The 12,633-nt window shown below is 36.8% G+C and carries 13 protein-coding genes; 11 read left to right on the top strand and 2 right to left on the bottom strand.

Annotated elements, in window-relative coordinates; genetic code table 11:
• The first annotated feature begins 70 nt into the window (after positions 1-70).
• From MHB70_RS20110 to MHB70_RS20065, 10 genes are all read left to right on the top strand, one after another.
• A complete protein-coding gene (locus MHB70_RS20110) occupies positions 71-214 on the top strand; it encodes a YqzL family protein (protein ID WP_000883923.1) in 144 nt (47 codons plus the stop codon).
• Positions 215-247: 33 nt separating this feature from the next.
• Positions 248-994, top strand: a complete 747-nt coding sequence (gene recO / locus MHB70_RS20105) for a DNA repair protein RecO (RefSeq protein ID WP_000487005.1) — start codon at positions 248-250, stop codon at positions 992-994.
• Positions 995-1,101: 107 nt separating this feature from the next.
• The gene (locus tag MHB70_RS20100; RefSeq protein WP_000583755.1) at positions 1,102-1,734 is read left to right on the top strand and encodes a helix-turn-helix transcriptional regulator; all 633 of its coding nucleotides are present in this window, start codon (positions 1,102-1,104) and stop codon (positions 1,732-1,734) included.
• A gap of 29 nt (positions 1,735-1,763) precedes the next feature.
• The gene (locus MHB70_RS20095) at positions 1,764-2,576 is read left to right on the top strand and encodes a pyruvate, water dikinase regulatory protein (protein ID WP_000368950.1); all 813 of its coding nucleotides are present in this window, start codon (positions 1,764-1,766) and stop codon (positions 2,574-2,576) included.
• Positions 2,577-2,944: 368 nt separating this feature from the next.
• Positions 2,945-3,184 carry a DUF188 domain-containing protein gene (locus tag MHB70_RS20090; protein ID WP_002039621.1) on the top strand — a complete coding sequence of 80 codons (240 nt, stop codon included), beginning with the start codon at positions 2,945-2,947 and terminating at the stop codon, positions 3,182-3,184.
• A gap of 253 nt (positions 3,185-3,437) precedes the next feature.
• The gene (dnaG, locus tag MHB70_RS20085) at positions 3,438-5,234 is read left to right on the top strand and encodes a DNA primase (protein ID WP_000528230.1); all 1,797 of its coding nucleotides are present in this window, start codon (positions 3,438-3,440) and stop codon (positions 5,232-5,234) included.
• 59 nt (positions 5,235-5,293) lie between these two features.
• A complete protein-coding gene (gene rpoD / locus MHB70_RS20080; protein ID WP_000764067.1) occupies positions 5,294-6,421 on the top strand; it encodes an RNA polymerase sigma factor RpoD in 1,128 nt (375 codons plus the stop codon).
• A gap of 385 nt (positions 6,422-6,806) precedes the next feature.
• Positions 6,807-7,163 carry a cytochrome c550 gene (cccA, locus tag MHB70_RS20075; protein WP_000828151.1) on the top strand — a complete coding sequence of 119 codons (357 nt, stop codon included), beginning with the start codon at positions 6,807-6,809 and terminating at the stop codon, positions 7,161-7,163.
• Positions 7,164-7,328: 165 nt separating this feature from the next.
• Entirely contained in the window at positions 7,329-8,036 is a 708-nt protein-coding gene (locus MHB70_RS20070) for a tRNA (adenine(22)-N(1))-methyltransferase (RefSeq protein WP_001006556.1), read from the top strand.
• Positions 8,033-9,154 carry a Nif3-like dinuclear metal center hexameric protein gene (locus MHB70_RS20065; protein WP_000036258.1) on the top strand — a complete coding sequence of 374 codons (1,122 nt, stop codon included), beginning with the start codon at positions 8,033-8,035 and terminating at the stop codon, positions 9,152-9,154. Before MHB70_RS20070 ends, MHB70_RS20065 begins: the two co-directional genes overlap by 4 nt.
• Positions 9,155-9,194: 40 nt before the next feature.
• On the opposite strand, the gene MHB70_RS20060 is transcribed toward MHB70_RS20065, so the two are convergent.
• Positions 9,195-10,145 carry a 4-hydroxy-3-methylbut-2-enyl diphosphate reductase gene (locus MHB70_RS20060; protein ID WP_000706652.1) on the bottom strand — a complete coding sequence of 317 codons (951 nt, stop codon included), beginning with the start codon at positions 10,143-10,145 and terminating at the stop codon, positions 9,195-9,197.
• Positions 10,146-10,234: 89 nt separating this feature from the next.
• Positions 10,235-10,975, bottom strand: coding sequence for a VrrA/YqfQ family protein (gene vrrA / locus MHB70_RS20055; protein WP_061529647.1), 741 nt, complete (start codon positions 10,973-10,975; stop codon positions 10,235-10,237).
• Positions 10,976-11,155: 180 nt separating this feature from the next.
• Here vrrA and MHB70_RS20050 point away from each other — a divergent pair, with 180 nt between their 5' ends.
• A complete protein-coding gene (locus tag MHB70_RS20050; RefSeq protein WP_000194009.1) occupies positions 11,156-12,466 on the top strand; it encodes a DEAD/DEAH box helicase in 1,311 nt (436 codons plus the stop codon).
• Positions 12,467-12,633 lie beyond the last annotated feature (167 nt).

Raw genomic sequence — 12,633 nt, 5'->3', positions numbered from 1 at the left:
CAAAATGGGTCAATTTAATAACAAAGGAAATTGGTTTATAGGCTACGCTTATTGAGAAAGGTGGATTCTTATGCTAGATTTTACCTGGAAGTTTTTCTCCAAAACAGGAAGCATTGAAACGTATTTGCTTTTAAAAGAGATGGAAAAAGACGTAAACGATGAGATGGATCAACATGATGAGGAGCTAGCGCATCTAGACTCTCCAATTTCTTGACCCGTTTTGTTCAAACCTTGGATGGTGACGAACATGTTTCAAAAAGTTGAGGGCATCGTTATCCGTACGACAGATTACGGAGAAACGAATAAGATTGTTACAATATTCTCAAGAGAATTCGGTAAGATAAGTGCAATGGCAAGAGGAGCGAAAAAACCGAAAAGTCGGTTAGCATCTGTTTCGCAACTTATGACACATGGGCATTTTCTTATTCAAGTGGGATCTGGGCTTGGAACTTTGCAACAAGGCGAGATTATTTCAACTATGAAAGAAATTCGCGAGGATATATTTTTAACTGCTTATGCATCATTTGTTGTTGAGTTAACTGATAAAGCAACAGAAGATAAAAAACATAATCCGTACTTATTTGAAATGTTATATCAAACGTTGCATTATATGTGTGAGGGTGTTGATCCAGAAGTATTATCATTAATTTATCAAACGAAAATGCTTCCGGTATTAGGGATGCGCCCGTATTTTGATACATGTGCGATTTGTCATCAAGAAACAGATTTTGTCGCCTTCTCTGTCAGGGAAGGCGGTTTTCTGTGCTCACGTCATGCGGAGCAAGATCCGTATCGTATACCGGTGGGAGAAGCTGTACATAAATTGTTACGTCTTTTCTTCCATTTCGATTTACATAGGCTCGGCAATGTATCAGTGAAGGATAGCACAAAAAAACAAATGCGCTTAGTATTGAATACATATTATGATGAATATTGCGGAATTTATTTGAAATCAAGACGTTTCCTAGAGCAACTTGATAAGTTTCAAATATAATTTGGGGCCGTATACGGTCCTTTTTACATACTTTCTTTTTCGAATAGCATATTTAGTATATAATATTTAAGAGATAGTATAACTTTTTTCGTTGTGCATTAAAGGTGGTGATTATCATAGAGCTGAATAAACGGCAAGAACATATCATTCAGATTGTAAAAGATCACGGTCCTATTACAGGGGAGTCAATTGCTGCGCAATTGGGTTTAACACGTGCAACGCTAAGACCAGACTTAGCAATTTTAACGATGGCTGGTTATTTAGAAGCGCGTCCACGCGTAGGTTATTTTTATACGGGGAAAACTGGGGGGCAGCTATTATCTGAAGCTGTTAAGAAAATTAAAGTGCAAGATTATCAATCTAGACCGGCTGTAATTGATAAAAATGTATCAGTATACGATGCAATTTGTACGATGTTTTTAGAGGATGTTGGTACATTGTTTGTTGTAGATCAATCTACACTATTAGTTGGTGTTGTGTCTCGAAAAGATCTATTAAGAGCTAGCTTAGGGAAGCAGGATTTAACCTCTCTTCCGGTTAATATTATCATGACAAGGATGCCAAACATTGCCATGTGTCGTAGAGAAGATTCTTTATATGATATTGCGATGGAATTAATAGAAAGACAGATTGATGCGATGCCGGTTGTGAAAGATACGAAGCAAGGTTTAGAAGTAATTGGACGAATTACAAAAACAAATATTACACGTGCGTTTGTAAACCTAGTAAATAACGAATAAGTGTAATTTGTTTAAAGTGAGGTAATGTAATGGATAATAAAATCGTATATGTCGTATCTGACTCTGTAGGAGAAACGGCTGATTTAGTTGTTCGAGCAGCAATGGGGCAATTCCCATTTGCTCCTGATATTAGACGTGTACCGTATGTAGAAGATACAGGGACATTAAAAGAAGTGATTTCGATTGCTAAGAGTAATCAAGCGCTTATTTGTTTTACGTTAGTAAAGCCGGAAATGCGCCAGTATTTAGTGAAAGAGGCTGCAAAAGAAGGGGTAGAGGCATACGATATTATCGGACCTCTTATCGATCAAATTGAAGAAATTACAGGGCAAGTGCCGAGATATGAGCCGGGTGTTGTTCGTAGATTAGATGAAGAGTACTTTAAAAAGATTGAAGCAATTGAGTTTGCTGTAAAGTACGATGATGGTAGAGATGCACGAGGTATTTTAAAAGCGGATATCGTGTTAATTGGAATTTCACGTACATCAAAAACACCACTTTCTCAATACTTAGCTCATAACAAACGGTTGAAAGTTGCCAATGTGCCGCTTGTACCAGAAGTGGATCCACCTGAGGAATTATATCAAGTGGCAAAAGAGAAATGTTTCGGTTTGAAAATTACACCGGATAAGTTAAATCATATTCGAAAAGAACGATTAAAATCACTTGGATTAAGTGACGGCGCAACATATGCCAATATTAATCGTATTCAAGAAGAGATTGATCACTTTGAAGCAGTAATTAGTAAAATAAATTGTCAAGTAATTGATGTATCGAATAAAGCGATTGAAGAAACAGCAAATATTATTGTGAATGCAGTGCAAAACCAAAAAATGTTTTAGCACATTTACCGAAGGTGAATGTGCTTTTTTCGCTCATATGAAATACGATACTTGTTGGATTAGTAATAGATTATAGCGGAGTGGTTATACTTATATTCTTCTGTTTTTTTATTATGTGAAAAGCATGGTTTAGTTATCCTAAAGTAGAAGATGAAAAAATAAAGGGATATGTAGCGTAGTTGAAGAAAATATATTATAATAAAAAATTGTGATAAAAACCTATATTTTACGTTTAGACTTTAATTTTTCAGAATAAACTAGGGATAGGATTTACAAAAAAGACATGTAATTACATTAAATCGACAAAATCTATACAAGAAAACGCACATTATGGAAGGATTCACAGAAGGGATGTAGAATACAGAAATATGCAAAACATCAATAACGTATTAGTTGATGCAGATGCATATCCCGTGAAGGATGAGATTGTGCAAGTTGGAACTGAATTTCATGTCGAAATTGTGTTTGTCGCATCGTATACTCATCGTTCAAGAAAACAGCAAGGCAATTGGATTTATGTAGATTCTGGACAAGATGAAGTTGATTTATATCTATCAACTTGCAAAGGTAACAGATCTCATGATCATACAGTATATGAGGCTTGCTAGTCTTCTTGTAAAAAAGGTGTATATGTATTGTCTTCAAGAGGTGCATTTGTAATAGATGAGCATATGAATACAATTTTATATAGTAGTATGTATCTGCGAAGTTACGCAGACAAAGGGCCTATATAAGAGGTCCGAAGTCGTTTACACAATGTGATCGACAATACTTTCTAACAAGTTTAGAAAAAATATTGTCGAATTATAAAGGAATTTTTTAATTTATATCGAATACAAAATACGACACGGAGATGGAGTTATGGGCAACAGAATTCCCGAAGAAGTTGTTGAACAGATTCGGACGTCATCCGATATTGTAGAAGTGATTGGTGAATACGTTCAACTTAGAAAGCAGGGACGTAACTATTTCGGCCTTTGTCCATTTCATGGTGAGAATTCTCCTTCATTCTCTGTTTCATCTGATAAGCAAATTTTTCATTGCTTCGGATGTGGAGAAGGTGGAAATGTATTTTCCTTTCTAATGAAAATGGAAGGACTTGCTTTTACCGAGGCTGTTCAAAAGTTAGGTGAAAGAAATGGAATTGCGGTTGCAGAGTATACATCAGGGCAAGTACAACAAGAAGACATATCTGATGACACTGTCATCATGCAACAGGCTCACGAACTTTTGAAAAAGTATTATCATCATTTATTAGTAAATACGGAAGAGGGAAATGAAGCACTTTCATATTTATTAAACCGTGGTATTACGAAAGAGATGATTGAGAAGTTTGAAATTGGTTATGCATCGCTTGCTTGGGATGCTGCAACGAAAATTTTACAAAAAAGAGGTTTATCGCTGTCTAGTATGGAACAAGCCGGTCTTCTAATAAGAAGTGAGAAGGATGGTAGTCATTATGATCGCTTCCGTGGAAGAGTTATGTTTCCAATCCATACGTTACAAGGTAAGGTGATAGCGTTTAGTGGAAGGGCTTTAGGAGATGACACTCCGAAATATTTAAATAGCCCTGAAACACCGATTTTTCACAAAAGTAAATTGTTGTATAACTTCCACCAAGCAAGGCCGTTTATTAGAAAGCGTGGGCAAGTAGTCCTTTTTGAAGGGTATGCCGATGTACTAGCTGCGGTAAAGAGTGGTGTGGAAGAAGCTGTTGCGACAATGGGAACAGCTTTAACTGAAGAACAAGCAAAACTTCTGCGACGTAACGTTGAAACTGTTGTTCTTTGCTATGATGGTGATAAAGCAGGACGAGAAGCGACGATGAAAGCAGGGCAATTACTGTTAAAAGTTGGTTGCCAAGTGAAAGTCACATCCTTGCCAGATAAGCTTGATCCTGATGAATATGTGCAACAATATGGGACAACCGCTTTTGAAAATCTTGTGAAATCAAGTATAAGTTTTGTTGGTTTTAAAATAAATTATTTGCGTTTAGGGAAAAATTTGCAAGATGAGTCTGGCAAAGAAGAATATGTGAAAAGTGTTTTAAAAGAGTTGTCGTTGTTACAAGACGCGATGCAGGCAGAATCATATTTGAAGTCGTTATCGCAAGAGTTTTCTTATTCAATGGAAACACTTTTGAATCAATTGCACCAATATCGCAAAGAACAAAAGGTACAGCAAAAACAAATAAAGCAGGTTTCTAAGCCGTCTCAAGTTGTTCAAACAAAACCGAAGTTAACAGGTTTTGAAAGGGCAGAAAGAGAAATTATTTATCATATGTTGCAAAGTGCAGAAGTAGCCGTTCGCATGGAATCCCATATAGAAGATTTTCATACAGAAGAACATAAAGGGATTTTATATGAACTATACGCATATTATGAAAAGGGAAATGAACCTTCAGTCGGAACATTTTTAAGTTGGCTCTCTGATGAAAAGTTGAAAAACATTATCACTGATATTTCGACGGATGAATTTATTAATCCAGAATACACAGAAGAAGTGTTACAAGGCCATTTAGAGACGCTTAGACGTCATAAGGAAAAACTTGTAAAGATGGAAATCATCTTTAAAGTAAAACAGATGGAAAAAACAGATCCTGTAGAGGCTGCTAAATATTATGTAGCATATTTACAAAATCAAAAAGCGAGAAAATAGCTTTTTTGGTAAAGATTTAGTATAATGAATGTTTGTATCTCGCGTAAGGAGGGGAACAGATGGCTGACAAACCAGCTCGTTCTAAACAAATTGAAACTGAAATGACCCTTGAGCAAGTGAAAGAACAACTCACTGAGGTCGGAAAAAAACGTGGCGTTCTTACATATGAAGAGATCGCAGAACGCATGAATGGATTTGAAATTGAATCCGATCAAATGGATGAATACTATGAATATTTAGGTGAACAAGGGATTGATTTAGTTGGCGATAACGACAACGAAGAAGGTCCTAATAATCGCCAAATTACAAAAACGGAAGAAGAATTCGACCTTAATGATTTAAGTGTGCCACCAGGTGTGAAAATCAATGATCCTGTTCGTATGTACTTAAAAGAAATTGGTCGCGTTGACTTACTATCCGCTGAAGAAGAAATTCGACTTGCGACGCGTATTGAAGAAGGCGATGAAGAAGCAAAACGCCGTCTTGCGGAAGCGAACTTACGTCTTGTAGTAAGTATTGCAAAGCGTTACGTGGGCCGTGGTATGCTTTTCTTAGACTTAATCCAAGAAGGAAATATGGGTCTAATTAAAGCGGTTGAAAAGTTCGATTATCGTAAAGGTTTCAAATTTAGTACGTATGCAACTTGGTGGATTCGCCAAGCAATTACACGTGCGATTGCAGACCAAGCGCGAACAATTCGTATTCCAGTTCATATGGTTGAAACGATTAATAAGTTAATTCGTGTACAACGTCAATTGTTACAAGATTTAGGACGCGAACCATCTCCTGAAGAGATTGGTGAAGAAATGGATCTTGCGCCAGAAAAAGTACGCGAAATCTTAAAAATTGCACAGGAGCCAGTTTCTCTTGAAACACCAATTGGTGAAGAAGACGACTCCCATTTAGGTGACTTTATTGAAGACCAAGAAGCAACATCGCCTGCGGACCATGCAGCGTATGAATTGCTAAAAGAACAATTAGAAGATGTGTTAGATACACTAACAGATCGTGAAGAAAATGTTCTACGTCTTCGTTTCGGTTTAGATGATGGACGAACTCGTACGCTTGAAGAAGTTGGGAAAGTATTCGGCGTAACGAGAGAACGTATCCGTCAAATTGAAGCGAAAGCACTTCGCAAATTAAGACATCCAAGTCGTAGTAAGCGTCTTAAGGATTTCTTAGAATAGGCTAACTTTAAGTTTACTTCACTTTTGTGAAGTAAACTTTTTTGTTTTGTTAAATTTTGTTAAAATTTAGCTATCGGCAACGATTACAATTTCTTGTAATTTATTTTACAGAATTGTCTTTTGATTTGCAAATGCTCATTTTTCGATTTTTCGATTAATTTTGTTTATTCTATACAAAAAAATATGTAGAAAAGCGAAAAATATGATGAGAAACGTTAATAATTATCGAAATAATAAGCGATATAACAATAAAAAACAATAAACTGAATTTATGTAATATTTTCAACAAGTGATAGTTTACTCTTTTCGGATAGAGCGTTTTCAAGTACAATGGAAATGACTGAATCATCTAACTATTTAGGGGTATAGAGGGGGGAGAAGAGATATGAAACGTAATCCGCTGATTCCGTTCGCTCTTATTGCAGCATTAGGTATTATCGTTATGTTTGTATTTTCATTTCAGGGGCTAAATAAATCTAAAGAGTTAGCTGATACAAAAAATGGCGGGAAGCCAGCGCAAACAGCATCAAAGCCAGAGGATATTGTGAAGCAAAGCTGTACGAGCTGCCATGGCGATCAGTTACAAGGGGCGGTAGGGCCTAATTTACAAAAAATTGGTGGAAAACTTTCAAAGGATGAAATTAAAGAAATTCTTTCGAAAGGAAAAGGAAATATGCCGCCAAATTTAGTTCCAGCTGATCAAGCGGCTAAAGTAGCTGATTGGCTATCTAAGAAAAAATAAGGTTCCATAAAACAAGCCTTTTGCTTTTGCAAAAGGCTTGTTTTTCTATACTTTCTAAAATACGATGAGTAATAGAGAATGGAATTGTTGTTATGGGCTTGCAACAACTACTATAAATTCATTATCATGGAGACAGACTGACAAGAGAAGGAGTAATGGAAATACATGAATGAAGTAAAGCTTTCAAAACGATTAGAAGAAGTTGTGCGCGAGATTCCAGTAGGATCTACAGTAGCTGATATTGGATCGGATCATGCGTATTTACCGTGTTATACAATTATAAATAATATTGCTACAAAAGCAGTTGCAGGAGAAGTTGTAGATGGGCCGTTTCGTTCTGCGCAAGCAACTGTAGCTGAAAGTGGCTTACAAGATAAAGTGGACGTTCGTAAAGGGAATGGATTAGAAGTAATTACACCAGGGGAAGTAGATGTAATTACAGTTGCTGGTATGGGTGGAGCACTAATTCGTGACATTTTAGAAAGTGGTAAAGAAAAGTTAGAAGGTGTAACACGTTTAATTTTACAGCCGAACATTGCAGCACATCACATACGTGAATGGTTTATTGAAAATGGCTGGGAGCTTATCCGTGAGAAAATCGTAAAAGAAGACGGGAAAATTTACGAAATTTTAGTTGGGGAACGAGGAAATATTGCAGCACCTTACTCGGATAATAAACAAGCTGAATTATTTATGGGTCCATTTTTAATAAAAGAAAAAGGTGAGGCTTTTGTTGAAAAGTGGGAAGGAGAATTGAAAAACTTCCAAAATATCTTAAAACAATTAGAACGTGCAGCAGATTCTGAAGAGACAAAAACGAAACGTGTAGAAGTAGAAGCGAAAATGAAAATGATAGGGGAGATTTTATCATGAGTAAAATTCCAAATGGCCATGAGGTTATTTCTTTATTTGAAAGTATGTACCCGAAGCATTTAGCGATGGAAGGGGATAAGATTGGCCTGCAGATCGGGGCGCTTAATAAACCCGTGCAGCACGTATTGATTGCTTTAGATGTAACGGAGGAGGTTGTAGATGAAGCAATTCAATTAGGAGCGAATGTCATTATTGCGCATCACCCTTTGATTTTTAATCCGTTAAAAGCGATTCATACAGAGAAAGCGTATGGGAAAATTATTGAAAAGTGTATTAAGAATGATATTGCCGTTTATGCCGCTCATACAAATGTAGACGTTGCTAAAGGTGGAGTAAACGATTTACTCGCTGATGCGTTAGGATTACAAAATACAGAAGTATTAGCTCCAACATACGCAGAAGAAATGAAAAAAATTGTTGTGTTTGTGCCAGTAACTCATGCAGAAGAGGTTCGTAAAGCATTAGGAGACGCAGGTGCGGGTCATATCGGCAATTATAGCCACTGTACGTTCAGTAGTGAGGGAGCAGGCGCGTTTGTACCTCAGGAGGGAACAAATCCTTATATCGGGGAAACTGGGCGGTTAGAACGTGTGGAAGAGGTACGTATCGAAACGATAATTCCAGCTTCACTACAAAGAAAAGTTATGAAAGAGATGTTGGCAGCTCATCCATACGAAGAAGTGGCATATGATGTATATCCTCTTGATAATAAAGGTGAAACGTTAGGGCTTGGAAAAATAGGCTATTTACAAGAAGAAATGACACTTGGCCAGTTTGCTGAACATGTGAAACAATCATTAGACGTGAAGGGCGCAAGAGTTGTCGGCAAGTTAGGTGATAAAGTGCGTAAAGTTGCTGTACTTGGTGGGGACGGTAATAAATATATAAACCAAGCGAAATTTAAAGGGGCAGATGTATATGTAACAGGTGACATGTATTATCATGTCGCTCATGATGCGATGATGCTCGGTTTAAATATAGTTGATCCAGGACATAACGTTGAAAAGGTAATGAAGCAAGCTGTGCAAAAGCAACTGCAAGAAAAAGTAGATGCGAAAAAATTCAATGTACAAATTCATGCTTCGCAGTTACATACAGATCCATTCACATTTGTATAAGAATAATAAAAACCGTTGCTCATGTAGGCAACGGTTTTTATTATTGTTCTTTTTTCACTTTTACACGAGGTAAGATTTTTTGAAGTGGTACTTTTCGAATTCTTTCCCACGTAGCCGGATTCATTGGGTCATATTGATCTAAGAAAGCGATAACCTCTTTTGTAATTGGTGTTGGAGTAGAAGCACCTGCTGTAACAGCTACGTTTTCTACACCTTGTAGCCATTCTAATTGAATTTCACTTACATCCGCAACACGGTAAGCTTTCGTACCAGCAATTTCTTGTGATACTTGCGCTAAGCGATTCGAATTGTTACTTTTTGGATCACCAACAACGATTGTTAAATCTGCAACATCCGCTTGTTTAGCTACAGCTTCTTGACGAACTTGAGTTGCTAAACAAATTTCCTTATGGAATTCTGCTGTTGGAAATTTTTTCTGAATGTCCTCCATTAAATGTTGAACATCCCATTGACTCATCGTTGTTTGATTCGTAACTAAAATTTTATCCGTTGGGATTTCTAATGTTTCTAAATCATCCGCTCTTTCGATAAGGTGAACGATATCAGGTGCAATACCAACCGCGCCTTCTGGTTCTGGATGGTTTTTTTTGCCGATATAAATGACATGATATCCTTCAGCTTTTTTTGCTTCAATAAGGTCATGTGTTTTTGTAACATCTGGACAAGTTGCATCGATTGTCGTTAAACCTTTTTCTTTTGCACGTTGTTTAACTTCAGGAGAAACACCGTGAGCAGTAAATATAACAGTACCAGAATCGATTTGATCTAAAATATCTAAGCGACTTGGTCCGTCTAACGTAATGATTCCATCTTCTTCAAAAGCGTCTGTAACATGTTTATTGTGAACAATCATACCTAAAATATAAATAGGTCTCGGTAATGATTTATCTAATGCAGCGTTACGTGCAATTACCATTGCATCGACAACACCGTAGCAATAACCACGAGGGGAAATTTTAACAATTTTCATATGAGTAATCCTCTCCTTCTAAACAAGGGATACTTTTGTGCATAGTCCTTTACATTATAAAGGAGGAGAGGATAGAAAACAAAGGATTGTTACACATATAGTTTGGGTTTTGTTGCTATTTTTTGAACAGGCTCCTCTCGTACTTCTGTTTCTATGGCTGGCTCAATCACTATTTTTTTTCTTTTTCTTTTTTTTTGTGGAGGAGGGGGAGTTGCTACCTCAACCTTTTCTGTTAGATCTTCAGTTTGATCTTCTTCCGTACTTTTTCCAGAGGTGAGGATTTTAACAATGCTTGGTAGGTTACGCATAATGGGACCGTACTGTTCGACGACAGGGCTTACAGATTGAACGACTTGTGATACTTTTTCGATATTGTTTATCATATTAGTTGGATTCGAAATTAAATTCGAAAAAAAACTGCCGATGCCGCTGCTAGATGCTGCTGTAGTGGCTGCACCGCCGCGCGTTTCGTTTGATTCATACATTTGAGGGGGAATCATTTGCTCTGGATACTGCTGCATGTATGGTTGATATTGCTGTGAGTATTGATGCGGGTATTGTTGTTGGTATTGTTGTTGGTATTGCTGTTGATATTGCTGTTGATATTGGGGTGGCTGTTGTTGGTGCATCATTGGCGGCTGTCCGTCTATTTGTCGATAAGGCGGAACCATTTGCATGAAAGGTTCGGTTGGATCGTGTTTTTTAAAGAGTTTAGCAAGGAATCCTTTCTTTTTTTGTGCCATCGGTGGTAGTTGTGGAATGGGGTATGGTGTATAAGGTTGTTGGCCTGGATTCGGATACATTTGCCTTACGGGAGATTTTGGAAACATGTGAGAAATCCTCCTTTCTTCAGTTAGGTATATACACATACAATATGCAATAAGAGTGAAGAAGGTTAGTTTTTGAAGTAAAAACCTAAACTAAAGATGGATTTTACTTGTAGATTTCGATATAATGTAGACTTGACTGATTTGTGCGCGCAGTAGAAATTTAGAAAGAAGGTGTAACTTATGACACAACAAACTTTTACACAGTATGATTTTAAACCATTTTTAATAGATGCAATTCGTGAACTACGCTTTACAGAGCCGACAGGAATTCAACAGAAAATTTTCCCGGTCGTGAAAAAAGGTGTAAGTGTAATTGGACAATCCCAAACAGGTTCTGGGAAAACACATGCATACTTACTTCCTACATTAAACAGAATTAATCCAAGTCGTGAAGAAGTACAGCTTGTTATTACAGCTCCTACTCGTGAGTTAGCACAACAAATTTACGAAGAAATCGTGAAATTAACAAAGTTCTGTGCAGAAGATCAAATGATTACAGCACGTTGTTTAATTGGTGGAACTGATAAACAACGATCGATTGAAAAGTTGAAAAAACAACCACATATTGTAGTTGGAACACCAGGACGTATTAAAGACTTAGTAGAAGAAAAGGCGCTATTTGTTTATAAAGCGGATACTATTATTGTCGATGAAGCGGATTTAATGCTTGATATGGGATTCATTCAAGATGTAGATAAAATTGCAGCACGTATGCCTAAAAACTTGCAAATGCTAGTTTTCTCTGCAACAATTCCTCAAAAATTAAAACCATTTTTGAAGAAATATATGGAGAATCCAGAACATATTCATATTAATCCGAAACAAGTTGCAGCAGGAAATATTGAGCATTACCTTGTGCCTTCAAGACACCGTAATAAAATTGAATTAGTGAAAAATATGCTACTTCAATTTAAACCGTACTTAGCAATTGTGTTTACAAACACGAAGAAGAAGGCTGATGAAGTAGCCGATGGATTAGCTGAACGTGGGTTAAAAGTAGGGCGTATACACGGTGATTTATCACCACGTGATCGTAAAAAAATGATGAAACAAGTTCGTGATTTAGAGTTCCAATACATTGTCGCAACAGATTTAGCGGCACGCGGTATTGATATTGAAGGAATTAGCCATGTTATTAACTATGAACTTCCATCAGATTTAGATTTCTTCGTTCACCGCGTTGGAAGAACTGCACGTGCGGGTCATTCAGGGATTGCAGTGACAATTTATGATCCAGCAAATGAAGAAGCGTTAGATAGTTTGGAAAAACAACGTCATATCGAATTTAAGCATGTAGATTTACGCGGAGATGAGTGGGCGGATTTAGGTGACCGTCGTCGTCGTAAGAGTCGTAAAAAACCAAATGATGGACTAGATGTTATGGCAACAAAAGTTGTTAAAAAGCCGAAAAAAGTAAAACCAAACTATAAGCGAAAACTTGCAACAGAACGTGACAAAGTGAAGAAAAAATATAGCAATAAAAAAAGATAAGGGATTTCCCTTATCTTTTTTTTATCCAGCTATTTGTGAGAGTCGTAATCAATATGGGTAGAAAAATATGGATTAAAGCTTCACTTAATCCAGTTCATTTAAATGAAGAGTATAGTCTGTTTAAATAGTCATATAAATTTGTGTAGTGCGTTTTTTGTGAACAAACA

The organism is Bacillus sp. FSL M7-1020 (assembly GCF_038050415.1).
Classification (GTDB): Bacteria; Bacillota; Bacilli; order Bacillales; family Bacillaceae_G; genus Bacillus_A; species Bacillus_A toyonensis.
Note: the sequence above shows the minus strand (reverse complement) of the source record. Positions and strands in the feature narration are given on the sequence as shown.

What these genes read in the sequence shown, in the direction of transcription:
- dnaG (WP_000528230.1), top strand. Translation starts at nt 3,438, where the DNA reads ATGGGCAACAGAATTCCCGAAGAAGTTGTTGAACAGATTCGGACGTCA.
- cccA (WP_000828151.1), top strand. Translation starts at nt 6,807, where the DNA reads ATGAAACGTAATCCGCTGATTCCGTTCGCTCTTATTGCAGCATTAGGT.
- recO (WP_000487005.1), top strand. Translation starts at nt 248, where the DNA reads ATGTTTCAAAAAGTTGAGGGCATCGTTATCCGTACGACAGATTACGGA.
- rpoD (WP_000764067.1), top strand. Translation starts at nt 5,294, where the DNA reads ATGGCTGACAAACCAGCTCGTTCTAAACAAATTGAAACTGAAATGACC.
- MHB70_RS20060 (WP_000706652.1), bottom strand. Translation starts at nt 10,145, where the DNA reads ATGAAAATTGTTAAAATTTCCCCTCGTGGTTATTGCTACGGTGTTGTC.
- MHB70_RS20065 (WP_000036258.1), top strand. Translation starts at nt 8,033, where the DNA reads ATGAGTAAAATTCCAAATGGCCATGAGGTTATTTCTTTATTTGAAAGT.
- MHB70_RS20095 (WP_000368950.1), top strand. Translation starts at nt 1,764, where the DNA reads ATGGATAATAAAATCGTATATGTCGTATCTGACTCTGTAGGAGAAACG.
- MHB70_RS20050 (WP_000194009.1), top strand. Translation starts at nt 11,156, where the DNA reads ATGACACAACAAACTTTTACACAGTATGATTTTAAACCATTTTTAATA.
- MHB70_RS20090 (WP_002039621.1), top strand. Translation starts at nt 2,945, where the DNA reads ATGCAAAACATCAATAACGTATTAGTTGATGCAGATGCATATCCCGTG.
- MHB70_RS20110 (WP_000883923.1), top strand. Translation starts at nt 71, where the DNA reads ATGCTAGATTTTACCTGGAAGTTTTTCTCCAAAACAGGAAGCATTGAA.
- vrrA (WP_061529647.1), bottom strand. Translation starts at nt 10,975, where the DNA reads ATGTTTCCAAAATCTCCCGTAAGGCAAATGTATCCGAATCCAGGCCAA.
- MHB70_RS20070 (WP_001006556.1), top strand. Translation starts at nt 7,329, where the DNA reads ATGAATGAAGTAAAGCTTTCAAAACGATTAGAAGAAGTTGTGCGCGAG.